A 24,915-nucleotide genomic window follows, 5' to 3' on the forward strand; every position below is an offset into this window, starting at 1 on the left:
ACGCAGAGTAATAAAATATTTTAGTGATGGCATTGCCATCACTAAAATATTTTTAAATCATATTATTGAAAATCAGCTTCTGTATAGTATCCTGAATCTACTAAAACTTCTTTGTAGTTTGTAATATCAACGGATACAGGTTCACACAAGTAAGAAGGAACTACTTTTACGCCATTATCATAAGTTGTTGTATCATTTACTTCAGGTTCTTTACCATTTAAAACTGCATCTACCATTTCAACTGCTTTTGCTGCAAGAGTTCTTGTATCTTTAAATACTGTTTGTGTTTGTTCTCCAGCAATGATAGATTTAATAGATGGCAACTCAGCATCTTGTCCTGTAACGATTGGCATTGGCATATCTGCTGTACCATATCCAACACCTTTTAATGAAGAAATGATACCAATACTAATTCCATCATATGGAGATAATACAGCGTCAATTCTCTCTGTTGTATAGTGTGCACTTAAAAGGTTATCCATTCTTGCCTGTGCAGTAGCTCCATCCCATCTGAGGGTAGATACTTTATCCATTCCCATTTGGCCACTTTTTACAACCAATTGACCATTGTCAATATATGGTTGAAGAATAGACATTGCTCCATCATAGAAGAAATATGCGTTGTTATCATCAGGAGACCCTCCGAATAATTCAATATTGAAAGGTCCTTTTCCTTCTTTTAATCCTAATTTTTCTTCAATATAACTTCCTTGTTGTACTCCTACTTTAAAGTTATCAAATGTTGCATAGTAACTTACATGTTCACTGTTTCTGATTAAACGGTCATAAGCTATAACAGGAATTCCTGCTTCATTAGCCTTTGCTAAGACATCTGTTAAAGCTTCTCCATCAATTGAAGCAATTACTAATGCAGCTACACCTTTTGTAATCATGTTTTCAATTTGTGAAACTTGGTTTTCTACAACGTCTTCCGCATATTGAAGATCTGTTTTATAACCTAATGCTTCGAATTGCTTAACCATGTTTTCTCCGTCATTAATCCATCTTTGTGAGGATTTTGTTGGCATTGCAATTCCTATTGTTTTATCATTATTGGCATTGTTACTTCCTGTTGCTTCTCCCCCACTTGGTGTTTCAGTCTTACTTCCACAAGCGGTCATTGCAAATACTAAAGCAAACATGACAAAAATTGATAATAATCTTTTCATTTTTTTGCCCCTCTCTTTTCATTTATGTTTGTTTTGTTTCGCTTACGTTCATATATTAGCATATCCTATCTTTTTTAGCAATACTTTTACCAAAAAAAATTAAAAAAAAATCAGTCCTTTGTAGAATCTAAATAATACCACAATAAAATAACTGATTTTCGCTTGATATTTATCACATTTTTAAGTTAAATTCAGCGATAATATTGTATCTGTTTCTATCTGGTTTAGTTTCGATTATGTTCGTTTTATATTTTCGTTTTTGATCATTTTATCTTTTCGTTTGTGTTCATTTTATATTATTTTTTACCTCCGGTGGCATAATACATGATTTTTTCTTGACTTGCTTCGTTTCTTGGAATCTCTGCAACAATTTCTCCTCTGTACAATACCAGAATCCGATCGCACATCCCTAGTACTTCATTGATATCTGAAGATGTCAGTATAATGGAAGCTCCCTTTCTAACCAATTCATTCATCAAATTATACACATCCACTTTAGAAGCAATATCAATTCCTCTTGTTGGCTCATCCATAATAAAAATTTTAGACTTGGACATCATCCATTTTGCCAATACCACTTTTTGTTGATTGCCACCACTTAAATAGGCCACTTCGTCATTGATCGATCCACATTTTATATTTAATCTATTGGTATAATTATTGACGATATCCCTTTCTTTGTCTAATTTCATTAAAAACTTTCCAGAAACTTGGTCAATGCTGGATGCAGTAATATTATGTGGTATTTTTAAAGACATAAATAATCCTTCTGTACTTCTGTCTTCTGTTACATATCCAATACCTGCTTTTATCGCATCACTGGGAGAATCTATTGAAACCTTTTTATTTTCAATCATTATTTCTCCACTATCTATTTTATCTATTCCAAAAATCGATTTAGCAATTTTGCTTCTTCCTGACCCTACCATTCCCGTAATGCCTAAAATCTCTTTTCTTCTAAGAGAAAAATTAATATTTTTGAGTATGTTACCTACATTCAAATTGATTACAGACAATATTTCTTTTCCTGGTTTTATGGTTAATTTGGGATACCTGTCTTTTAAATCTAATCCCGTCATCATGTGGATGATATTATTTTCGTTCATACTGGATACGGATTCTGTACAAATAATTTTACCATCTCTTATTACAGAGACCCTGTCTCCTATCTGTCTTATTTCTTCAAAACGATGAGAAATATAAAAAATAGATACCCCTGACTTTTTTAACTCTCTAATAATCTTAAAGAGCTGTTCTGATTCAACATCTGTAAGTGTAGAAGTAGGCTCATCCATAATGATAATTTTTGCATTGGATACATATGCTTTTGCGATCTCCACTAATTGTCTTTGGGAATTCCCCAGATTTCTTACTAATTCTCTGCCATCCATGTCAAAATTCAATTTATCAAATAATTCCTGGCAATTCTGGTACATTTTTGACCAGTCTATAAGCTTAAAATTCTGACTGAGTAAAGGTTTTTTATCCAAAAATATATTTTCAGCTACAGAAAAATGGTCAAAAAGAGAAACCTCCTGATGAATCATGGTAATCCCCATTTTCTTTGCATGACTTGGAGACTGAATAGAAATAGGTTGTCCTTCAAAATAAAGTTCACCGCTATCCGGTGAATAAATCCCCCATAATATGTTCATCAAAGAAGTCTTCCCGGCTCCATTTTCTCCCAATAATATATGAACTTCTCCCCTTTGAAGATCCAGATTAATGTTTTCTAAAGCAAAAGACTCTGAAAGTCTTTTATTGATATTTTTCATTAAAAATATTGTATCACTCATCTATACGCCACCTTCATAAGCATTAAAAGCTGTGAAAAGTTGTATATTGTTTTCAAAAAAGTACTGTTTATAGTTTTCTGGTATTTTAGGATTAGTGATAATTTTATTTGCCATAGAAATAGGCCCTATCTGCGAAAAAGCAATATTATCAAAAGCTTTATAAAGGCATACAATAATACATTGATTGGCTATATGGATCATTTCATTAATAATAGATGCTTTTTCAATACTTTGTACTGTATATCCTCTTTTAATATTTACTCCGTCTACTTCTATAAAAGCTTTAGAGACAAAAAATTCTCTAATGTTTTTCTCTGCAAATTTCCCTACGAGGCACATAGAAGCAGAATCCAGATCTCCTCCTGGAATGATTACTTTAATACTTGGATTGCAGGAAAGTTCTGAGGCAATATTAAGGTCATTGGTTAATACCGTTAAATTTCTTTTATTGATAATTTTTTTTGCAATACACAAATTCGTAGGACCCTGACTAAGCAAAATAATATCATTATCTTCTATCATATGATTAGCTATATCGCCAATCTCTAATCTTTCCTCAAAAAAAGGATCATTTTGCAAGTCAGAGTCAATTTCTTCATCATACAACGCTTCATTAAGCAGTGCTCCACCATGGGTTCTGGTCAGAAACTTTTCGTTTTCTAATTTTTCCAGATCACGGCGAATCGTCACTTCAGATACATTGAGAATGGAACTTAATGAAGAAACATGGATATATTTTTTATCTAATAAAATATTTTTTATGACCCTAATTCTCTCTGGTGCAAACATGAGCCAGCAATCCTCTCCCTAATTTTATTCAGTTTTAGTATATATGATTTAATCATATTTTACAATAAACGATTTTCAATTCTATATTCTTTTAGAAATAATTTCTATTTTTTCTATAATTTTTCCCAATTCAATTCCTGTATTTTCATAAAGTATTGAACTATATAATTCTTTGTAATACAATATGTATAAAAATAGGAATTGTTCTTATCTTATTGGTTTTGCATTAAAAATCAGAAAGGATGTAAACCATGAATCTATTTCAAGGTATAACTAAGCTCAAAGAAAACAAAAAATACAATTCAGTGGTAAGATCTATAACTTCCTTTAGAGAAGCAGGAATTATATTAATTATTCTTGTCGTTTGTCTTATATTATCTCTATTGACCCCCCACTTTTTAACTCGTGATAATCTAATCACAACAGCTATTGGTCTTTCAGCAGATGGAATTATGGTAATAGGAATGACTGTTGCTTTAGTGTCTGGAGGCTTTGACCTTTCTGTCGGTTCTATAATGGGGTTAAGTGGTGTTACCGCTGGTATTCTATACCTTGAAGGAATGAACATTTGGATCGCCTGTATCATCGCTTTAATTGTAGGAATCATTTGCGGTCTTGTTAATGGCTTTTTTATTGGAATAGTGGGACTAAACCCTCTGATTACAACTCTAGGTATGATGGGCATTGCCCGTGGAGCCGCCTATGTTTTAACTCAAGGATCTCCCCTCTCACTATTTGCAATCCCAAAATCTTTTGCTTTTTTAGGAGAAGGTAAAATTTTAGGGATACCAGTAATCGTTTTTCTCTTTTTTGCAATGGCTATTATTGGGGACTTCCTGCTTAGGAGATCAGAACCGATAAGAAGGGTGTTTTATGTGGGAAGCAACGAAAAAGCTGCCATACTTTCTGGTATTAATGCCTCTAAGGTAAAAATCGGTGTATTTATACTGACTGCTACTTTATCCAGTATTGCTGGAATACTCAGTTTGGCTAGATTTACTGTAGCAGCTCCTACTGCAGGATTAGGCTCTGAATTAAGAGTCATTTCTGCTGCCGTTATTGGTGGTGCTAGTCTTAATGGAGGGGAAGGAACTATCTTAGGGGCTGTTTTAGGGGTTATATTATTAAATATCATCAGCAATGGTCTGATTTTATTAAATGTATCTGTATATTGGCAGGATTTAATTAATGGTATTATCTTAATTATTGCAGTTACTTTTGATTATATAAGTCATAAAAATAAACTTAAAAGACTTAAACTCAACAAATAACGTATTCCATTAATGAGAGGAGCCTTTATATGATGAATATAAAAAAAAATATTTTATATGGTTTTCTGATCATATTTGCCCTATCCATATCGTTAGCAGGATGTAGCGGAAGCAATAATATCGACAGCAGCAGCAATACTGTTTCAACGCATCCTTTAACTGGCAGTCCCAACGAAGAATACTATATGATTACATTTTCATCCGGACTTGAATATTGGAAGGGCTGTTATAAAGGTTTTGAAGATGCGGGTAAATTATTTGGAATAAAAACAGTCTATACTGGCTCTCCTCAGTATGATGTCAATCAGCAAGTTACAGTACTGGAACAAGTTATTGCAAAAAAACCGGCTGGAATTGCGATAACTGCTATGAATCCTGATGCATTGGCCGCTCCAATTAAAAAAGCTGTTGATGCTGGCATTCCAGTGGTTACTTTTGATGCAGATTCTCCCAACAGTGGAAGATATTCCTTCCTCGGAACTGGCAATGAGTATGCCGGAACGATTGCAGCAAGAACAATGGCAGAATTAATTGGAAATGAAGGGGAAGTAGCTCTCATTACACTTCCAGGTCAATATAACCACGAACTTAGAGTTGAAGGTTTTAAGAAAACCCTTGAAAAAGAATTTCCTAATATTAAAATTGTTGCTATAGGCAATGGCAAAAGCGATCAGACAGAAGCTGCAAAAGTTGCTGCTGGATTCTTACAAGCCCATCCAAACATAAAAGGTATTTTTGCCACAGATTCAACGAGCGGCGTTGGCGTCGCCACCGCTGTAAAAGAAACCAATAGACTTCAAGACGTAAAAATCGTAAGTTTTGATACAGATAAAGGCACTCTGGATGCTATCAAACAAGGTATTATCTCTGCAAGCATTGCCCAGGGAACTTATAATATGGGATATTGGTCCATGAATTTTTTGTATCAATTAAAACATGATCTAATCCAACCTGTTGATAAATGGAAAGAGAAAAATATCACTCCTCTCCCTCCTAATGTTGATACAGGAGTGAATGTAATCACTATTGAAAATGTAGATGCTTTTTATTAATTTAATATTTTACCCCATACTATTTAGAACCAAGCATCAGACTAAAAATAAGTCTTATGCGGCATTCTTAATAATATGGGGTATTTTTTTACTGTTTATTGAAAGTATAAGCAAGAAAACTATCTTTAATTACAAGCTTTATGTTTTAATTGTCATTATGATTGTTATCATGAATAACTTGATCAATAATGATGACAAAAGCTAATATCAAAGCTTGGTTTTCATCGTCTGCAATCTCCACTCCATAAGAATCCCTAAAGGAGAAGAATTTTTTACTAACAGATGCTACTACTCTTCCCTGTTTGAGAATTCTAAAATCATATCCAAAGAAGTCTCCCTCTATACTATATTGTCCAAAAGTACTCTCTATATGAAAACGAGGTCTGAAGAATGTAAATTCCTTTTTAACTTTTGCAGCATATTGTCCATTAAGGTAAACAGAATATTCCGGCATCAGTTTAAGCAATTTTTGCTCAATGTATACCCGTTCCACTCCATTTACATCATAAATTGTAAGTTTATCTCCCAGTGCAAAAACCTTACCTTTAACATAAAATTGATCTGAGCCATATTCATCCTTAATCGTGAAGTTATCACCAAAACTTAATATTTTTTGATTGATTTGATATCTCATAGCATTCTCTCCTTTAGGATATTCTTTGATATGTAGCATTAAAAATAGAGTTCTCTATAATATATACATCTTCAATATCATCTTGTCTGATTGCAATATAATCATTTACTTTCCCTGACATATATTTAGACGAATCCCATTTTGTAAAAACCTTTGTGTTTTTTGCAAGAGGCTGTGCATAGACAAAAATTTCTTTCGTTGAGATACATGCTTTTACATAAGCCCTTAAATCAATAGTCTGGCCCGTTTTCCTGTTTTTAACCTTTGGAAAATATTCTACATTTTTTAACTGAAACGGTCCATCGATCACCTTATAGCTTTTACTAAATTTTTCTTTGCTTATAGGATATACCTCTCCTGTAATACCTATCATAAAATAAGTGTCCGGAGAAGATACAGTCTCTATATCTCCTTTAATGCTCCTCACAAGCAGAGGCGTACCTTCTTTAAAAACCTCTGCTACAGGGACAAAGCCCAGAGTCAGATTCTTCTTTTTATAAAGAACCATTCTCTCAATATCAAGGTTATTATTATTATGATAAATAATATCGAAACTATCAAAATAAGCTTTTATACGATTATGTAAGTATCCATCCTTATTCATTCCCGGGTATTGCCTGTCAAATTTTTCTTCATGAATAAAGCCCCCTGCCTTATCCATATTTCCTCCTCCGGAACCTATCCCTTCTGCCAGAAAGGCAGCCATCTCTGAAGCCATTACTTCCCTTATACAACTTCTTACAGAAAAATAGACTCCCACATTTGTTTCATTATACACAACACAAGTATCTATGACATCTACCTGAAGCGCCAAATCGCTTATAAATCCCAATATATTGGGGTCACAGGGATGCGCCTTAAAGATAGCACATCGATAATCATCAATATAAGAATATCTGATCAGAGCCATGCCTGCAATTTCTATGTCTCGCAAAGTAAAATTTGCATTTTTTAATTTTCTTATTAAATTTATATCATATTCAACATGATCTTGTAAATCTTTATCTAAAGGATGATAAATTTCCACAAAACTGTTTGTGTCTGTAAAAAGCCCATAATATAAAGCTGTAGCTACATTTTTATACTGATTGACATCAAATCCTTCATCTAGCAGCATCTGCCATACCACCGTTGCACAACTTCCAAGATAAGGCTTGATTTCAGTCATAGTCACATCATATATTTCTTGTTGATGATGATCAATAATCGCAATGTTCTTTGCAGGAAATCTTTTAACGTTTCCAGCTCCATATTGGCAGTCTACCGTAATCAGGACTTCATTATCTCCTACAATTAATTCATCCACATACTCTATAGGAATGTTTAATTCTTCTATCATTTTAATTAGATTAGGCTTGGTAATCCTAAAACGTCCTCCATAGACCAATCGTACATTTTTATCTTTGTTTTTAAAATATTCATATAAAGCGTACCCTGAACTGATAGAATCTCCATCAGGATTGTCATGGCACTGAATAATGATATAATCGTATATAAGCAAATCTGAAAGCTTCAAAAAATGACCTCCCAATATCATTTGTTTCTGTGGTTATATTCAATAAGATAATCATTATGCTTAATTTGCCAATATATGACAGAAAGAGTTCAAAATATACAATATAATATAAAAACTGCCAACACTTATGGTATCGGCAGTTTTTAAAATAATTTTATAAATAAAAATCATGGTTTTGGATTCTACGATAAAAAGTTCTATTTTTTACAATCCAGTTGTTTGTGGATTTTTTAGGATTTAGGAAATATAGACTTTCTCCGATATTATTATTCCCTTCTAAAGCCATTCTGGCAGCTTTCACACTCTCCTCAGAAGGGGTATTATAAATGGTTCCGTTGGCCGTTGGCGTATACTGCACGCCCCAGTTCCTGTCAAATATAACTTCTTTAATAGTATTAGGGAAGTCTTTACTCTTTTTTCGGTTGATAATACAGTTGGCCACAGCCAATTTCCCCTCAAAGGGTTCTGCCTCAGCTTCCGCATGGACAAGTCTGGACAACCAGTATAAATCTTCTTGTGAGTAAGAAATAGAAGCTTTCATTACAGTCTCAGTTTTTACTGGCTTATAACCTTTCGTATACAGTTTTACTGAAGCCGTTGATTCCTGCCACTCTACATCTACATTGAATGCTTCTGCTACAAATCTGAGAGGTACAAAAGTCCTTCCATTGTATATATTAATCGGCGCATCAAGCGTAATTGTCTTGTGATCAATCATTGCGTAAGACTGTCTGATTGGAAGAGAAATTGTAACACCATTTTTCATAAGAATTGCTTCTTCATTGTGATCATTCCAATTGATTTGTTCTATTCCAATTGCTTCAGCAATGAATCTAATGGGCACAAAAGTGCGGCCATTCTCTATATAAGGTAAAGTGTCGGCGGTAATCACCTGATCATTTAAATAAATTCGTATATCCTTATTTCCACTAATCGGACGAACCTTTACCAAGTTTCCTGCGTATAACTCATCTTTTCCATTTAAGTTCGCTACCTGAGCGTAACTTACGTTATGTTCTTGTGAAATGCTGTATAGGTTATCCCCTGACTTTACAGTATGCATGATATATGAAGATGCAAAGGCACTGGATGGGGCGCCCATAAGTACGGAAAGAGATAAGATTGCTGCCATAACTCGTTTCATATTGATCATCCTTTAAATATTTTTAGATTTTGTATCAAATTTGTTAACTGATTTATTAATATTGTAACATTTTCTTAACAAATTGAAAACCGGTTTTTTTTGGAAAGATGATCAATCTTTTTATTGCAAAGAAAATCCTTAAGGATTTCCTCTGCAATAAAGAATAAGGGCGGTAAATACCGCCCTTGTAGCCCCTTATAACCCCTTTTTTAGTTCTTCCATAATAAATGGATTTTTTTCTTTTATATGTTCTAAATATGCATGAATGTCCCCATCAAATTCTAATGTTTCTTCAAATAAAGCCATCTCCAGTGAATTTCTGATGGCATTGGTCATTTCTCTCTTCTGCAAGTCCTGGTAATGGTCCATAAGGTACATGAGTGTGAATTTTAGACTATCTATTATTTTGGCATGATCAAAAGCCTTCTTTGCCCAAATCTCATGGTTGTCCGATTCTATTTTACTTGTGATTGCTCCTTGCTCTATACCCTCTTTAATCATATCTTTTGCGTAGCCTACAATACAATTTTTCCCCTGGCAATGGCCACATGTACTTTCTCCAAGACAAATATTCTCTATATTATTTTTCATCTGATTCATATATTCATATAGGGTAATCGCTGTTTTTTGATACAGTGATTTTTCTCCTTTTTTCTTCTTTTCCAGCAGGGGTTTAATGAGGAACACTGAAACGATCACAATAAATATTACAAATCCAGATATGGTAAATGCATTAACATATCGATCTGGCAGTGACGTGTACAGTTTCATGCTTCCAAATACTAAAAATAACCCATAGGCAATAAACTTCATGAGCAATTCAGGAATTTTATCCCCTATTTTACTTCCTACTATAATGCCTACACCACTGGTTAACAGCATTCCGCTGACAGTCCCTAATAATATGAAAAAGGGATGGGCTGCGTCCACTGACAGGGTAATCGCTGTAAGTTGCGTCTTATCCCCTAATTCACCAATGAAAAAAGCTGCTGCAACAGTCAATACAGGTCCTAATTTTCTTGTGCTTTCCTCTTCATCTTCATCATCCTCTTCCTTTAAAGACCATAACGCAAAGAAGATAAAAGCGCTACCTGCAATGATTTGCAGTACATTGGCTGGAATCATTCCACCAATAAAGGTACCAAATAATACAGCCACTCCATGATTCAATAAAGAACCGATAAAAACCCCCAGAAGTACTTGTCTCATTTTATACTTTGTTGCAAACATCATAGCAAGAATCTGAGTTTTGTCTCCCATTTCTGCTATAAAGATAAAAAGTAGTGCATGCAGATACTCTCTTAACATCTTATTCCTCCTCTTAGCACATGAAAAATTAGCACATAAAAAAGCGAAACTTTATGCTTAGTAAAAAATGTTTACTAAGCTAAAAGTCTCGCTTCTTTAGACAAAATCTAAAGCAAATAGAACCAGGCCAAGGACCAGTATGTTGATTCTATTTATAGCTTTCGCTACAGCTACTCCCCTTTAACTTTACATCTATAAAAATAACATAAATCTGCATAAAATTCAATTACTTTTAATTTTGTTCATTCCTTTTATTACCAGTTATCCACATCTTATCCACATATTGTGGACTAAATGTATTTTTATGGTAAATTATATGTATTTATCCACAAGAATAGATTAATCTTTACATTCCATCCTCCGTTGAGCCACATTATAATTTCCATGAAATAAAATTATTCTTTTCATTCTTTGCAATATTCGATCTGTAATTATGGAAACTACTATGATCACACCAGGAGATACTATTGTAAAAAGCGTCAACAATACAGGATGACTGGTTCTTACTATATCTTTTATAACTGTTACAACAAAAGGATGAATCAGATATATAGAAAAAGAGTATTTACCCATTTTATTGAATAAAACCTTAATGCTTTTCCCCTTCAAATCAATCAATCTGGATATTCTTAAAATAATAATTGACGCTAAAAATACATAGATATACCAGATCATCTGATAAATAAAAGTATTAATCGGTTTGCCCAATTCTATATCAAAGCACATTTTAATATAGAATGCCATGGAAAATATCCATATAAAAATGATGATTTTAAAGTACTTGTCCACAATTTGAAAACATTGATGGTAATTAAATCCAATCCAAAGACCTAACCAAATGATTATAAAATGCCAATAAAATAATGTTGCAGGATAAGGAAATATTTTATAGATATAAAACTTATTGATCCAATAAAAAATAATTTGCATTGCTGTTCCTATTAAAAATGTTACCAAAAGATTCTTTTTAACTTTTTTTATAAACTTAATAAGGACAGGAGCTAATAAATATACCTGAATAATAACAGACATAAAATACAAGTGGGAATAACTCTTCCCAAACAGAATCCAAAAGGCCCAGTCAGATACCGATATTAATTGCTCATATTCTATGGCTCCGACAAAATATCTGCACAAAATATAGACAATACTCCAAAATAAATAGGGCATTACTATAGTATGAATCTTTCTTTTATAGAATTTTAATACATTCATTTTTTCCTGTTCTAAATTATAGGTAATCAGAATGGACGCAATGAGTATAAACCCCGGAACAGCAAACTGAATGACTCTATTGAATCCATAATAGATCCCATAAATCATAGTAGCCAAATCAAATCTGCTAATGGGAATATACAACACATGAATAAGCACGACACAAAGAATCAAAATCCCTCTCATTGTTTGTATCTCTGGTATCCATTGCTTTTTCACTGATTTGCCCCCCAATATTTTAAAAGCCAACTCAATGAAGTTACTAATTTCATCAAGTTGGCCCTTCATGTGATGAGCGTATCTTAATTTACTGTTATGATATTAATCGCAATAGGAAGACTGGATCCTGCTGCATTCATCATTTCGAATTCCAATACTTCTTCTTGTCCGTCTTCTAAAACATATTCTATAACTGTAGTTGCATATTCTGAATTCGTTTCGGGAGTAATAAAGTATCCATCATAATTCTTTACTGCTGCTGCACATCTTCCTCCCCTTGGATTGAGTCGAACACGAATTGTTTTTGTTTCTCCTGTATTGTTTACAACAGGAACTTTAATTTTATAAGTCGCCCCATAATGGCCTATATTGCTGATGGTTCCATACTCTTTTCCCAGGCTGGTTTCAGCAGAAAAAATATTATCTGTTTTTCCATTAGAAACCGAATATGCAATCTGGCCAGATCCCGCTTCATATACAGGAAGTTCTGTTGTAAGCTTTGCAAAGGTCCATGTTCCCCTTGGATGCCTATTATCAGAATCTATAGGCAAAGGATCATCTTTTACGGAGGTCAGGCTTAATCCATCCACTTTGCTGACAACTGTACGTACAACATAATTGAGTTTTCCGCTTCCTGATTTTTTCTTTACTTTAAATTCATATTGGAATCCAATTAAACTTCCTGAACTTACATAAAAATCATCAATAACCAATGAGTTTCTGGATCTGATAGCCGTTCTGTCCAAGGCAATGATAGGAAGTTGATTGCTTATACTAAGTTCAGCTATTTTTAAACCTACGTCGTATATGGGCCAGCCTCTGCTGCTGGTTTTAGTCACTCCTCTTGGAGTTACCAGTTCGATATCATTTGTATCGGATAGATTCTCAATGGTAATACCTATGATTATTGGTTCATCAAACTTATTTTCATGGTAGCCGAATACAATATGATTGATAGATTCCTCATCTTCTTCCACCACATCCTGCCAAAGAGTAGCTGCATCATAAGGAACCGTTCTTTCATTAAGCGCTTCTGGATTATCACTAATCATTAATCTCGTATTGCCTTCAGCTTTAGGTTCCGGAGCATTGGTAGGAACGACTCCTCCTCCAATAAACTCTTTCTCTAAGAATTTTAAGGCAAAAGCAGCTTCTTTATTAAAAATGCTTACCTCTTGTGTTGACCCATTCCAAGCTACAGTCGCCCCAAAAACTTGCTCGATAAATTTTAAAGGTACATATATTGTTTCATTATAATCCACAATTTTACCCTGCTGAGGTTGGATCGGAATACCATTAACCGTTGCAACTTTATCGCCTATATTGATTCTTAACTCAATACCTTCTTTAATGCCAACCAATTGTCCTGTTATGTAATCACGATATGTCTTAACACCCATCGCTTTAAACACGGGTTCTACAGGAATCATCCCAACTTTATCCATTGTTATAGGATTATAGAAAGTATTCACTTTTTTCTTGTCTACAAGTATGCTCATGTTAGGAAATTCCTGAATTTTCGGCGGAATAATGAAATTAGTTGTAATGATTGCAGTTCTAGTATTGGAATCCCATTCTACAGTTCCACCAAAAGCTTCCCCTATAAATCTTAAGGGGACATATGTACTATCCTTGTATATAATTGCTGGCTGATCTAATTCAACTGGTTCTTCATTTCTGAAAACCACAGCTGAATCAATGGTGATTTGTACTACTGTATCATCTTTATATGCAACTACTGTTCTTTCACTTTGATTCCATTCTACATTTATATTCATCGCTTCAAATATTGATCTTAAAGGAACCAATATTCTTCCATTCTTAATAATAGGTTTAACAGAAGGCTTGAAAAAATCTTCATTGATAATAATATTCATATCTGCTTCAGAAACCATATCTTCTTTTTTTGCAGCATTCTCTTTTGAAGTATCTTCCTTAGAAATATCTTCTGCTGCATATGCTTTGGTGAATGCCAGATTAAAAACCATGCTAAATACGATGCCAAAAACTAGTATCTTTTTTAATCTCTCCATATTCTACCTCTCTCATTTTTATATTAGTTTAATGATTACCTTGTAAAAGATCAGCTCTTTTTAATTTGATGTCTCTTATAAAGAGATGAAAGACTTAAACACCCTAAAGTATCATTCATAACATTCAGCGTAATCATTCACCCCCATTTTCTTATCTTCCGATTAAAACCTTCGATATAAAAATATATGATTGCTTCAATTGATACTATGTACTTTAACTTTCATTCTGCCATAAGCCTTAAACAACAATAAATCTGCTATTATCGACTAATTTTAGAGTTTTACTACAAAATAAGGCAAATACATTATACTATAGATATTATAGCCATTCAAGACTACTACACTATTTCTATTTTTATCCTATATTGTAGACTTTCGCGACAACATCCTTTTGATAAAAATACATATACAGATAATCTAATATTTCACAATAACCTCATAGAACTTATTTTATTAATACTGATAATACAAAGAAAGAATTCTACTCTTATCTTATTTTTATTAGCAATCAAAATCTCAGTTTACCTTTAGTATCAGAGAATAACATATTTCTAGTTCTTTGTACATGAGATAACGAAATAATTGAAAAATATATTGATAAATGTTAGAATTAAATGAAAAATTTTAGGGGGTGAGAAATTGAAGTTTGTAAATGAACAAGATGTACTAGCTCATAAAGAAGCATTAAAATCTACTTTAGAAGATTTGTATTCAAAAACAAATTTAAAAGATGTTGAAGAACGAAAGAGAACTACTAATTATTATGAGTGGCTGAATAAAAAAACTAAGATAATTATTAATGAAAAAGATTATATTTACGATGAAAAAGCAAAAAATATTAAAAGAGGTAGTGTCGTTTGGGTTGAGTTCGGTTTTAATATTGGTAATGAATTTGGAGGAAGACATCCAGCAATAGTATTGAGAAAAACAGGTAATAGCATATTTGTACTTCCACTTTCTTCACAAAAGCCAGAAGACATAAAACCTTATCATGTAAAAATTGAAAAAGTATATAATTTTAAAAATATAGTCCGTTGGGCTAATGTATTGAAAATTCAAAATGTAAGTTTGCTAAGAGTAGATTTTAGTGCATCTATTGGAAATATAAAAGGAGAAATATTAGATGAAATAAATAAGGCAATAGAAAAATCACATATTTTCTAATTGATTTTTTTATAAATTTATTATACTATATAATTGACAAGAAAAAATATTAGTGTTATACTTTTTAATGTTGTAACTTGATAGTGTGAAGGAGCATTAGCTCAGTTGATTAGTCTTGCAGGAGAGGGAGTAGCAATACTCTCTCTCAGTCTTTGTATACAAAAATATTTAAGAGCATATATTATAGTATAGCGTGAAGGAATACATCGCTATTCAATTTGTAGTCTGAAGAGAAAGAGAGGTCTAATATGACCTCTCTTTCTAGTTGAGAAGTGTGAACTACCCACAACATTTCATGGCTCAGATCCTCAAGATATAATCAAAATTCATCGATATTTTATACTAATCTCCTTTAATAATTTCTTGCAAGTTTCTTTTGAAATAATCTTTATAAAAAATCTCCGCCTGGCTTTTCTTTTAATACTTGCTAAAAAAGGAGATTGATTATTCAAAAACATAAAATTAATTGCAAACTCTCTTTAAGTAATATATCTATATTGCATTTATTGAAAAATTTTTCGGTATTAATTATCGAAAATCTTTTTGGAGCAAAAAAATACTATCCTTCTCTTGTTAATATTTTTTATATACATAATTTGATCTTCTCGATTCGATATAATACTACTTCCAATTAACATAATCAACCAAATGTACCAATTCTTCAATTACACTTCTTAAGTCATCTTTTATCTTGTCAATATCATCTTTTTTTGCAATAAATCTTCTATTATGTGCACTTAAATCACCTAATGCTTTTATTTTAGGTATACTTTTACTTGCATTTCTGCTGATATTCCAACTTCTCTCATTTAATAAAGATGGTATCAAATCACTCAGATAAAAAAAGTTTCCATCTGCCCCTTTGATTTTATCTGCTATAGTATAGCGTTCAAATGCCTCAATAATTAAAGTCTCTAGCATCTTTCGAATCATTACTAAACATGCATCATATAGCTTTAAATCATAACATACGCATGCTTGATTAGCTACTTTTTCGATGTAACCCCTTGTGTTAGCAACGATATCTAAATTAAAAAGGTCAGACGTTGGCTTTGGCTGCTCTACTTCGCCCAATTCTTTATCAATTTGAACTTTATAATTTAGTATTAATTTATATCTACCATTATTCTTGATAAATTTAGCATTTTTCCCTTTTGAATTTTTTGATAAATAGCTAGATATATTGGAATACTCCCTCAAATTCAAAGCTCTAAAACATTCCTTAATATCAGATATCTCTATACTATCCAGTTTTTTTATAACAGTATTATAATAGACAAAATAATCTATTTGCTTACTTGAAGATAACTCATGAAAATCTTTAATTCTGCTAACAAAAACATCCAGACTATTTCGACTCATTTCTTCCTCCCTGAATTAAATCAAACTTAACATAATTTTCACCTACATGATTAAGAGAATATTTTCCATTCTCGTTTTTATATATAAACTGTTGCTTGTTTTTTATATCACGTAATGTTTGAGACAACAGTTTGGGAGTTTTTTGATTGACTAATCTTAGTGCAGTATGAATAATATGTGTATCAAACTCGGAAACACCTTTAATGTTTTTCAATAAATAACATAATAATAAAACCTGATCCTTTTGACCTTTAGGAGACACTCGACCATATTCATCTTTTAATTGAGTAGTTTCCTCTTCTGATAAATTAAGATCAATTATTGAATACGTTTCTCTTTTTGAACTTCCTTTCTGTCTACCATTATTTAAATTCTTCTTGGATTTTTTATCAGAAATATTTCTCCCATAAATAATTGCTTTTGCTTCTTCATTTCCTTTATCTGTGATAATCATATCTTGTTCATTTAACTGGCTAATCAGATCATTATGAAATAATGTTTGCAAATTATTACTTAAATTAGCCTTCCGAGAAGGAGTTGAACGATTGGTTCCTTCATATAAATTTACTATATCATTTCTATTAAACGGTTTTTGTCCATAGTTCGAAGCATAATAACAATAAACTAATACCCAGTCAGCTTCTCCTTTAGGCAGCCCCTTTTTAGCAATATCAAATATGCTTGGAATCTCTTCTTCTATCATTTTATTACTTAAATCAATATTCAAAATTTCTACATCTTTAATATCTTCTTCAATACTTGCACTAGTAAAGGGTCTTTTTATAATATTTCTAGAAATACTTCTTATTAACTCTTCCTTAGTATCATTATATATCTCTTTGACAGATTCATCATCTCCATCTAACTCCATCTCGAATCCATTATATGCTATTCTTATCTTTAAATTAGACATATCAATTACTCCTTTACTATATATAGTATTAATGATATTATTCTACAACTTTTAACTATAATTTACAACATTTTTACCCTAACCTAATAATAATTTGGGATGTTTTTGTTTGATATAAGTACAGTATTACTTCCAAAAAATACGAATCAAACTCATATGTTAATTCTGTTCCTACTAGATATTTAAACAAATTAATCATCATCAAATAAAAATAACTAGCAGAAATACCCGTTCTATTATTGGTGTATATATAAAGCCATATTTAAGAATTTGTAATTAATATGATATAATTAAGATAAAAAAATGAAGCAAATTTGGAGGTAATCATGATAACAGGCGAATTAAAAAATAAAGTAGATAAGATATGGGAGATATTCTGGACAGGTGGTATTACTAATCCTTTAGAGGTAATAGAACAGTTTACATATCTCCTTTTTATTAAGCAATTAGATGAAGTAGAAATAATCAAAGAAAATGAAGCGCAGTTTTTGGGTATTGAGTATACTGGATTATTCCCAAGTGATTTACCCTACCTGCGTTGGAGTAAATTTAAAAATTTAGAAGCGTCTGAAATGTATAACATCGTTCAAAATGAAGTCTTTCCATTTATAAAATCCTTACACCAGGATGGAAAATCTGCTTATTCTAAATACATGGGTGACGCTATTTTTAAAATACCAACTCCTCAGATGCTGTCCAAACTTGTTGACGGTATTGATCATTTAGATATGCAGGATCAAGATACTAAAGGAGATTTATATGAATACCTTTTGTCAAAAATAGCTACAGCAGGTACTAACGGCCAATTCCGCACCCCAAGACATATAATAAAAATGATGGTTGAGCTGGTTAAACCAACACCAAGTGATATTATTGTTGACCCGGCTATGGGAACCGCAGGATTTCTTGTTGCGGCCCAAGAATACCTAAGAGATTATCATGCGGATTTATTCTTAAATGCAGGACTCAGAGAACATTTTAATAATACCATGTTTAATGGCTTTGATATGGATAGAACCATGTTGCGTATTGGTGCCATGAACATGCTGCTCCATGGAGTGGACAATCCTACGATCGAATATCGCGATAGTCTGTCTGAGCAAAATACCGATATTGAAAAATATACCCTAGTGCTGGCCAATCCACCATTTAAAGGCTCCCTGGATTATGAGTCAGTAAGTTCAGATCTGCTAAAAGTAGTTAAGACAAAGAAAACAGAATTACTTTTCTTGGCACTGAACTTAAGAATTCTTAAAAAAGGTGGCAGAAGTGCTACCATTGTTCCTGATGGCGTCCTTTTTGGCAGCAGCAAAGCCCATAAACAAGTCCGTCAGGAATTAATAGAACATCATAAACTGGAAGCAGTGATCTCCATGCCCAGCGGTGTGTTTAAACCATATGCAGGTGTATCTACAGCCATACTGATCTTTACTAAAACTGGTACTGGCGGTACGAATAAAGTTTGGTTCTATGATATGAAGGCAGATGGTTATTCCTTGGATGATAAAAGGCAACCAATAACTGAAAATGATATCCCTGATATTATCACCAGATTTAATAATTTAGATGAAGAAAAGGATAGAAAACGCACAGATCAAAGCTTTTTTGTTGATGTCGATGAAATAAGAAATAATGGGTACGACTTATCTATAAACAAATATAAAGAAATAGAATATGAAGAAGTAAAATATGACCATCCTGTAAAGATACTTGCAAAATTGATGGATTTAGAGCAAGAAATTATAGCAAGTATTAAGCAATTGGAGGAAATGTTAGATGAGTAAAATTCAAGATTATTTTGTATTAATCAGAAACGGTGCAAATATACGACAAAACAAAGAAAAGATAGGTTATCCAATCACTCGCATTGAAACTATTTCAGATGGTTATGTTGATAGAGAAAAAATGGGATATGCAGGAATAAAAGATCTTTCAAAATATGAAGATTACATATTGAAAACTGGAGATATATTAATGTCACATATAAACAGTGTGAATCACCTTGGAAAAGTAGCTCTTTATGAGAAAGAAAAAGATGAAAAAATCATTCATGGTATGAATTTACTTGTTTTGCGTCCAAATACCAAATTAATAATAAGTAAATACGCATATTATTATTTTAAAAGCCCATACTTTAAAAAGCAACTCCCCAATATTACAAAAAACTCTGTAAATCAAGCTAGTTTTACTGTAACTGATTTAAAAAAATTGTATATATACGTTCCTTCTATTGAAAAACAGAATACTATAGTTGAAATGTTAGATAAAGTACAGTCTCTAATAGACAAACGCAAACAGCAAATAGAATTCTGTAATGAGTTAATTAAATCCCAATTCGTAGAGATATTCGGAGATCCCAAAGTCAATCCCAAGCATTATAAAATGAAAAAGCTGGGTACGACTTTTGAAATTGTAAGCGGAGGAACACCAAAAACTCAAGTTGAAGATTATTGGAATCCTAACGATATATCGTGGATTGGCTCTAATATGTGTCAAGATAAAATTATATATAATAATGATGGGAAATTTATATCATATTTAGGATTAGAAAACTCTTCAGCAAAAATTATAAAACCGAATGCAGTATTAGTAGCATTAGTTGGAGCAACTATAGGAAAAACTGCATTATTAAAATTTGAAACAGCTATTAATCAGAATATAGCAGCTATTAAAGTTTATGATAGTAATGAATATATACCTGAGTTTGTATTTTGGTATATGCAATTTATTTATTACCAATTCACAGCAATAAGTAAAAATAAATTCAAAATGGCTTCTCTAAATTTTTTGAAAGAGTTAGAAATATATCAAGTTCCAATTACTCTTCAAAGCCAATTTGCCGCCTTTGTTCAACAAGTTGAAAATTTAAGATCTTCACTTCAGCAAAGCCTTACAGAATTAGAAAACAACTTCAATTCTCTTATGCAAAAAGCTTTCAATGGAGAAGTGATTGCTTAAGATAAATGGTTAAGGGGGGGTATACATTGATGACTAACTTCGACTTTCTAAAAACCAAACAACAATATAACAGTTTTGCAGATAGCGCTATTGAAGCTGAGAAAAGTTTATTGGTTTCTCCTGCTACCTGTGCGATTCTATCAAGACGGGCGTTAGAATTAGCTGTAAAGTGGGTTTACAGCTTTGATGAGGATCTAAGAATTCCTTATCAAGATAATATATCAAGCTTAATCCATGAGCCAACCTTTCGTCAGATTATAGAACCCGGTTTATTTCCTCTACTCAAATATGTCATAAAACTTGGTAATACAGCAGTTCATACAAATGCAATTATTAAAAGAGATGAAGCAGTTCTATCTTTAAGGAACCTTCACGAATTTATACGTTGGATAGATTATTGCTATTCTGATGAATATACCTGTGGAGATTTTGATGAATCATTACTTCAAGAAAGTACTGAGAAACGTAAGCGTCCAGAAGAGCTTCAGGATCTATATGAACGCCTCAGTGCAAAAGATAAGAAGCTTGAAGAATTACGTAAAGAAAATGAAGAGCTTCGTCAGGCTATGACAGCTCATCGAATAGCTGCATACGAAAATTATGACTTTAAAGTAGATGAGATCAGTGAAGCTTTGACAAGAAAAAAATATATAGATGTCGAATTAAAACTGGCTGGTTGGAATATTGGTTCTGATTGCCTGCAAGAAGTACGTGTTGAAGGTATGCCAAATCCTACTGGAACAGGCTATGTAGATTATGTACTATATGGAGATAATGGTAAACCATTAGCCGTAGTTGAAGCAAAGAAAACAAGTGTTGACCCAATCGCTGGTTCCCAGCAAGCAAAACTCTATGCAGATTGTTTACAAAATCAATATTTGCAAAGACCTCTTATATTTACAACCAATGGATTTGAAATTCATTTTACAGATGATGTGGCAGGCTATCCCAGCAGAAGAGTATCTGGATTTTTCACCAAAGATGAATTACAACTTATTGTGGACAGAAGGACTCTAAAAAAGTCCCTAAATAATGTCGTTATTAACGATAATATTACGAACCGTTATTATCAGAAAGAGGCTATTATGGCTGTATGTGATGCAATTGAAAAGAAACATAGAAAGTTTCTGTTAGTCATGGCTACTGGCAGCGGTAAAACACGAGTTGCGGTTTCAATTGTAGACGTACTTACAAGACATAACTATGTTAAGAATATCCTTTTTTTAACCGATCGTGTGGCACTGGTAACTCAAGCAAAAAAGAGTTTTAATCATCTCCTTCCCAATCTTACACTATGTAACTTACTGGATAATAGTGACAACCCGGAACAGGCAAGAATGGTATTTTCTACTTATCCGACTATGATGAATGCCATTGATGAGACAAAAACAAATACTGGCCGTAAACTTTTTACACCGGGACATTTTGACTTAATCATAATAGACGAAAGTCATAGAAGTATTTACAAGAAATATCAGGACATATTTACTTATTTTGATTCCATGCTTCTGGGATTAACAGCAACCCCTAAGGATGAAATTGACAAGAATACATACTCTGTATTTGATATGGAAAATGGAGTTCCTACTTATGCCTATGAATTGGAAGAGGCAGTTCGTGATGGTTATTTGGTGGATTATCACACCATAGAGATTAAGTCAAAAATAATGGAAGAAGGTATTCATTATAACGATTTGACAGAAGAAGAAAAAGACCTGTTTGATGAAATCTTTGAAGATGATGAAAATATTGATGATACCATATCCAGCAGTGCAATCAATGAATGGCTCTTTAATACTGATACTATTGATATGGTACTCAATCAACTTATGGAGAAAGGCCTTAAGGTAGAAGGCGGAGATAAATTAGGTAAAACCATTATATTTGCTAAAAATAGTCCTCATGCTAAAGCTATAGTAGACAGATTTAATACCATTTACCCTGAGTATGGAAGTGATTTCATCAAACAAATAGACTATAGCATAAAGTATGTTGATACATTGATAGAAAGTTTTAGTACGAAAGATAAAATACCACAAATTGCAGTTTCAGTGGATATGCTTGATACCGGAGTAGACATTCCAGAAATTTTAAACCTAGTATTCTTTAAGAAAGTCCGTTCAAAGTCTAAGTTCTGGCAGATGATCGGCCGAGGAACAAGATTATGCAAAGACTTGTTTGGTGTAGGAAAAAACAAAGAGGGATTTCTTATCTTTGACTACTGTAATAATTTTGAGTTTTTCCGTGTAAATTCAAAAAACAAAGAAACAAAAATAGCTCAGTCACTAACAGAAAAGATTTTTAATACAAAGGTAAATATTGCTCGTGAACTACAAGACTTGCAATATCAAGAGGAAAAATATATCAAATATCGAAACGAATTGATAGAAGAATTAGTTTCCAGTGTTAGAGTTTTGAATGAAGACAGCTTTAGGGTAAAACTTCATTTACGATATGTCGAGCAATTTAAAGATCAATCAGCATGGCAAACATTAGAGTCAACCAATGTCAGTGATATTAGAGAGCATATCGCACCTCTCATCATATCTAAAGCTGATGATGAACTGGCAAAGCGTTTTGATTATCTGATCTATACCGTTAGCCTGGCTTATCTGCAGAATAAAAATGCTACGACACCGATTAGATCAATTATAACTACTGCAGAAGAACTGTCAAAACTAGGTTCAATTCCTGAAATTAGAGAGCAAAAACACGTAATAGATCAAGTTCAAACTGATAAATTCTGGGAACATGCTGATATTTTCGAACTGGAAAAAGTACGTGAAGCATTACGGGGACTTATCAAATACTTAGAAAAAAAGAAGCAACGAATTTATTATACCAATTTTACTGATAAAATAATAGACGTAAAAGAAGGCGAAGCTATTTACTCCATAAATGATCTTAAAGATTATAGAAAAAAGGTAGAACATTACTTAAAAGAACATGGAGATGTATTAGCCATTTATAAATTACGAAACAACAAGCGACTTACCGAGAGTGATCTGAAAGAATTAGAAAGAATTCTATGGAATGAACTTGGAACCAAAAGCGACTATGAAAAAGAATTTAAAGATACTCCAGTGACTAAACTTGTAAGAAAAATCGTTGGTTTGGATAGAAACGCTGCAAACGAAGCATTTAGTAAATTCCTGAGCGATGAGCGACTTAATGTGAACCAAACTAGATTTGTAAAACTTATCATAGATTATATCGTAGCTAATGGTATGATAGAAGATAAAAGTGTTTTCATGGAAGAACCATTCAGAAGCCTGGGAAGTATTACCTCTATCTTTAAAGACCATATGGACTACGCTAAAAGTATTATGGACGTTATTGATGAAATAAACAGAAATGCAGAAATAATAGCTTAATAGCAAAAATTCAAGAGAAACTAAAAAAGGACTTTCAATGTAAATTGAAAGTCCTTTTTTAATGCGGATGAAGGGACTTGAACCCCCACGGTATTGCTACCACTAGAACCTGAATCTAGCGCGTCTGCCGATTCCGCCACATCCGCATATAAAAATATGAAATAAAAACCGCAAAATCCATATTGATTTTACAGCTCCTATTTCATTAAACGTGCGCAGAAGGATTCGAACCCTCGACCTTCTGATCCGTAGTCAGACGCTCTATCCAGCTGAGCTATGCGCACATAATGTTAGGAATAAAAATATGCCGGAGACCGGAATCGAACCGGTACGGTCGGTAAGGACCGCAGGATTTTAAGTCCTGTGCGTCTGCCAGTTCCGCCACTCCGGCACATATGGTGGGCGCAATAGGGCTCGAACCTATGACCCCCTGCTTGTAAGGCAGGTGCTCTCCCAGCTGAGCTATGCGCCCATATATACCTGTATCAATATGAAATTTTACTGGTCTGGGTGACAGGACTTGAACCTGCGACCTCTAGAACCCCATTCTAGCGCGCTACCAAACTGCGCCACACCCAGACATTACGTCTGGCAATACTTAAGATTAATATGGCGACCCAGAAGGGGCTCGAACCCTCGACCTCCGGCGTGACAGGCCGGCGCTCTAACCAACTGAGCCACTGGGCCGCATTGAAAAATATAAAACTGCTTATGGTGGGCCTTCAGGGACTCGAACCCCGGACCGTCCGGTTATGAGCCGGATGCTCTAACCAACTGAGCTAAAGGCCCAAAATGGAGCCGACGATCGGACTCGAACCGATAACCTGCTGATTACAAGTCAGCTGCTCTGCCAATTGAGCCACGTCGGCACAATCAGAGAATGACCCATAGGAGACTCGAACTCCTGTTACCGCCGTGAAAGGGCGGTGTCTTAACCGCTTGACCAATGGGCCATATTGGCTCCCCGAGTAGGATTCGAACCTACGACCCTCCGGTTA

At 33.3% G+C, this 24,915-nt stretch carries 17 protein-coding genes and 9 tRNA genes; 6 read left to right on the top strand and 20 right to left on the bottom strand.

What is annotated here, in order from left to right; translation table 11 throughout:
* Positions 1–62: 62 nt before the first annotated feature.
* The 3 genes from chvE to JOD07_RS09370 form a co-directional block, all read right to left on the bottom strand.
* A complete protein-coding gene (chvE, locus tag JOD07_RS09360) occupies positions 63–1,169 on the bottom strand; it encodes a multiple monosaccharide ABC transporter substrate-binding protein (RefSeq protein ID WP_158740600.1) in 1,107 nt (368 codons plus the stop codon).
* A 296-nt stretch (positions 1,170–1,465) separates the two neighbouring features.
* Complete coding sequence (locus JOD07_RS09365; RefSeq protein ID WP_158740602.1) at positions 1,466–2,965, bottom strand: sugar ABC transporter ATP-binding protein; 1,500 nt, start codon at positions 2,963–2,965, stop codon at positions 1,466–1,468.
* The gene (locus tag JOD07_RS09370; protein WP_204613662.1) at positions 2,966–3,754 is read right to left on the bottom strand and encodes a DeoR/GlpR family DNA-binding transcription regulator; all 789 of its coding nucleotides are present in this window, start codon (positions 3,752–3,754) and stop codon (positions 2,966–2,968) included.
* Between the two features lie 251 nt (positions 3,755–4,005).
* Here JOD07_RS09370 and JOD07_RS09375 point away from each other — a divergent pair, with 251 nt between their 5' ends.
* Positions 4,006–5,025: an ABC transporter permease gene (locus JOD07_RS09375; RefSeq protein ID WP_204613664.1), complete on the top strand. Its 1,020-nt coding sequence runs from the start codon at positions 4,006–4,008 to the stop codon at positions 5,023–5,025.
* 29 nt (positions 5,026–5,054) lie between these two features.
* Positions 5,055–6,077 carry a substrate-binding domain-containing protein gene (locus JOD07_RS09380; protein WP_201800590.1) on the top strand — a complete coding sequence of 341 codons (1,023 nt, stop codon included), beginning with the start codon at positions 5,055–5,057 and terminating at the stop codon, positions 6,075–6,077.
* 145 nt (positions 6,078–6,222) lie between these two features.
* Here the strand turns inward: JOD07_RS09380 and JOD07_RS09385 are convergent, their stop codons facing one another.
* From JOD07_RS09385 to JOD07_RS09410, 6 genes are all read right to left on the bottom strand, one after another.
* Entirely contained in the window at positions 6,223–6,711 is a 489-nt protein-coding gene (locus JOD07_RS09385) for an LURP-one-related/scramblase family protein (RefSeq protein ID WP_204613666.1), read from the bottom strand.
* Positions 6,712–6,724: 13 nt separating this feature from the next.
* Entirely contained in the window at positions 6,725–8,227 is a 1,503-nt protein-coding gene (locus JOD07_RS09390) for a DHH family phosphoesterase (protein WP_158740608.1), read from the bottom strand.
* 154 nt (positions 8,228–8,381) lie between these two features.
* On the bottom strand, positions 8,382–9,371 hold the full coding sequence (locus JOD07_RS09395) for a stalk domain-containing protein (RefSeq protein ID WP_158740610.1): 990 nt from the start codon (positions 9,369–9,371) through the stop codon (positions 8,382–8,384).
* Between the two features lie 195 nt (positions 9,372–9,566).
* On the bottom strand, positions 9,567–10,679 hold the full coding sequence (locus JOD07_RS09400; protein ID WP_204613668.1) for a TMEM165/GDT1 family protein: 1,113 nt from the start codon (positions 10,677–10,679) through the stop codon (positions 9,567–9,569).
* A 339-nt stretch (positions 10,680–11,018) separates the two neighbouring features.
* Complete coding sequence (locus tag JOD07_RS09405) at positions 11,019–12,113, bottom strand: acyltransferase (protein ID WP_204613670.1); 1,095 nt, start codon at positions 12,111–12,113, stop codon at positions 11,019–11,021.
* Positions 12,114–12,196: 83 nt separating this feature from the next.
* Complete coding sequence (locus JOD07_RS09410) at positions 12,197–14,146, bottom strand: stalk domain-containing protein (protein WP_158740615.1); 1,950 nt, start codon at positions 14,144–14,146, stop codon at positions 12,197–12,199.
* Positions 14,147–14,785: 639 nt separating this feature from the next.
* Here JOD07_RS09410 and JOD07_RS09415 point away from each other — a divergent pair.
* Complete coding sequence (locus tag JOD07_RS09415; RefSeq protein ID WP_158740617.1) at positions 14,786–15,310, top strand: type II toxin-antitoxin system PemK/MazF family toxin; 525 nt, start codon at positions 14,786–14,788, stop codon at positions 15,308–15,310.
* 621 nt (positions 15,311–15,931) lie between these two features.
* Here JOD07_RS09415 and JOD07_RS09420 read toward each other — a convergent pair.
* On the bottom strand, positions 15,932–16,672 hold the full coding sequence (locus tag JOD07_RS09420; RefSeq protein WP_158740619.1) for a DUF4145 domain-containing protein: 741 nt from the start codon (positions 16,670–16,672) through the stop codon (positions 15,932–15,934).
* Positions 16,659–17,585, bottom strand: a complete 927-nt coding sequence (locus JOD07_RS09425) for a hypothetical protein (protein ID WP_158740621.1) — start codon at positions 17,583–17,585, stop codon at positions 16,659–16,661. Before JOD07_RS09425 ends, JOD07_RS09420 begins: the two co-directional genes overlap by 14 nt.
* Before the next feature lie 326 nt (positions 17,586–17,911).
* Here JOD07_RS09425 and JOD07_RS09430 point away from each other — a divergent pair, with 326 nt between their 5' ends.
* The 3 genes from JOD07_RS09430 to JOD07_RS09440 are packed head-to-tail and all read left to right on the top strand — an operon-like array spanning position 17,912 to position 23,917.
* Positions 17,912–19,369 carry a type I restriction-modification system subunit M gene (locus tag JOD07_RS09430; RefSeq protein ID WP_158740623.1) on the top strand — a complete coding sequence of 486 codons (1,458 nt, stop codon included), beginning with the start codon at positions 17,912–17,914 and terminating at the stop codon, positions 19,367–19,369.
* Positions 19,362–20,543 (top strand): restriction endonuclease subunit S, encoded by a 1,182-nt coding sequence (locus JOD07_RS09435; RefSeq protein ID WP_158740625.1) that lies wholly within the window; start codon positions 19,362–19,364, stop codon positions 20,541–20,543. Before JOD07_RS09430 ends, JOD07_RS09435 begins: the two co-directional genes overlap by 8 nt.
* 29 nt (positions 20,544–20,572) lie before the next feature.
* The gene (locus JOD07_RS09440) at positions 20,573–23,917 is read left to right on the top strand and encodes a DEAD/DEAH box helicase family protein (RefSeq protein WP_330576565.1); all 3,345 of its coding nucleotides are present in this window, start codon (positions 20,573–20,575) and stop codon (positions 23,915–23,917) included.
* 62 nt (positions 23,918–23,979) lie between these two features.
* Here the strand turns inward: JOD07_RS09440 and JOD07_RS09445 are convergent.
* The 9 genes from JOD07_RS09445 to JOD07_RS09485 form a co-directional block, all read right to left on the bottom strand.
* A tRNA-Leu gene (locus JOD07_RS09445) sits at positions 23,980–24,063 on the bottom strand.
* A 64-nt stretch (positions 24,064–24,127) separates the two neighbouring features.
* A tRNA-Arg gene (locus JOD07_RS09450) sits at positions 24,128–24,201 on the bottom strand.
* Positions 24,202–24,222: 21 nt separating this feature from the next.
* Positions 24,223–24,308: transfer RNA gene (locus tag JOD07_RS09455), tRNA-Leu, on the bottom strand.
* Between the two features lie 5 nt (positions 24,309–24,313).
* Positions 24,314–24,389: transfer RNA gene (locus JOD07_RS09460), tRNA-Val, on the bottom strand.
* A gap of 30 nt (positions 24,390–24,419) precedes the next feature.
* Positions 24,420–24,496: transfer RNA gene (locus JOD07_RS09465), tRNA-Pro, on the bottom strand.
* A 31-nt stretch (positions 24,497–24,527) separates the two neighbouring features.
* Positions 24,528–24,604: transfer RNA gene (locus tag JOD07_RS09470), tRNA-Asp, on the bottom strand.
* Between the two features lie 25 nt (positions 24,605–24,629).
* A tRNA-Ile gene (locus JOD07_RS09475) sits at positions 24,630–24,706 on the bottom strand.
* 4 nt (positions 24,707–24,710) lie between these two features.
* Positions 24,711–24,786 (bottom strand) — tRNA-Thr (locus tag JOD07_RS09480).
* Between the two features lie 12 nt (positions 24,787–24,798).
* Positions 24,799–24,870 (bottom strand) — tRNA-Glu (locus tag JOD07_RS09485).
* Positions 24,871–24,915 lie beyond the last annotated feature (45 nt).

Source organism: Defluviitalea raffinosedens (assembly GCF_016908775.1).
Lineage (GTDB): Bacteria > Bacillota > Clostridia > Lachnospirales > Defluviitaleaceae > Defluviitalea > Defluviitalea raffinosedens.

Excerpts from the sequence above, each read along its gene's own strand:
- JOD07_RS09385 (WP_204613666.1), bottom strand. The coding sequence starts at position 6,711 with ATGAGATATCAAATCAATCAAAAAATATTAAGTTTTGGTGATAACTTC.
- JOD07_RS09435 (WP_158740625.1), top strand. The coding sequence starts at position 19,362 with ATGAGTAAAATTCAAGATTATTTTGTATTAATCAGAAACGGTGCAAAT.
- JOD07_RS09370 (WP_204613662.1), bottom strand. The coding sequence starts at position 3,754 with ATGTTTGCACCAGAGAGAATTAGGGTCATAAAAAATATTTTATTAGAT.
- JOD07_RS09420 (WP_158740619.1), bottom strand. The coding sequence starts at position 16,672 with ATGAGTCGAAATAGTCTGGATGTTTTTGTTAGCAGAATTAAAGATTTT.
- JOD07_RS09375 (WP_204613664.1), top strand. The coding sequence starts at position 4,006 with ATGAATCTATTTCAAGGTATAACTAAGCTCAAAGAAAACAAAAAATAC.
- JOD07_RS09395 (WP_158740610.1), bottom strand. The coding sequence starts at position 9,371 with ATGAAACGAGTTATGGCAGCAATCTTATCTCTTTCCGTACTTATGGGC.
- JOD07_RS09430 (WP_158740623.1), top strand. The coding sequence starts at position 17,912 with ATGATAACAGGCGAATTAAAAAATAAAGTAGATAAGATATGGGAGATA.
- JOD07_RS09425 (WP_158740621.1), bottom strand. The coding sequence starts at position 17,585 with ATGTCTAATTTAAAGATAAGAATAGCATATAATGGATTCGAGATGGAG.
- JOD07_RS09440 (WP_330576565.1), top strand. The coding sequence starts at position 20,573 with ATGACTAACTTCGACTTTCTAAAAACCAAACAACAATATAACAGTTTT.
- JOD07_RS09380 (WP_201800590.1), top strand. The coding sequence starts at position 5,055 with ATGATGAATATAAAAAAAAATATTTTATATGGTTTTCTGATCATATTT.
- JOD07_RS09410 (WP_158740615.1), bottom strand. The coding sequence starts at position 14,146 with ATGGAGAGATTAAAAAAGATACTAGTTTTTGGCATCGTATTTAGCATG.
- JOD07_RS09400 (WP_204613668.1), bottom strand. The coding sequence starts at position 10,679 with ATGTTAAGAGAGTATCTGCATGCACTACTTTTTATCTTTATAGCAGAA.
- chvE (WP_158740600.1), bottom strand. The coding sequence starts at position 1,169 with ATGAAAAGATTATTATCAATTTTTGTCATGTTTGCTTTAGTATTTGCA.
- JOD07_RS09365 (WP_158740602.1), bottom strand. The coding sequence starts at position 2,965 with ATGAGTGATACAATATTTTTAATGAAAAATATCAATAAAAGACTTTCA.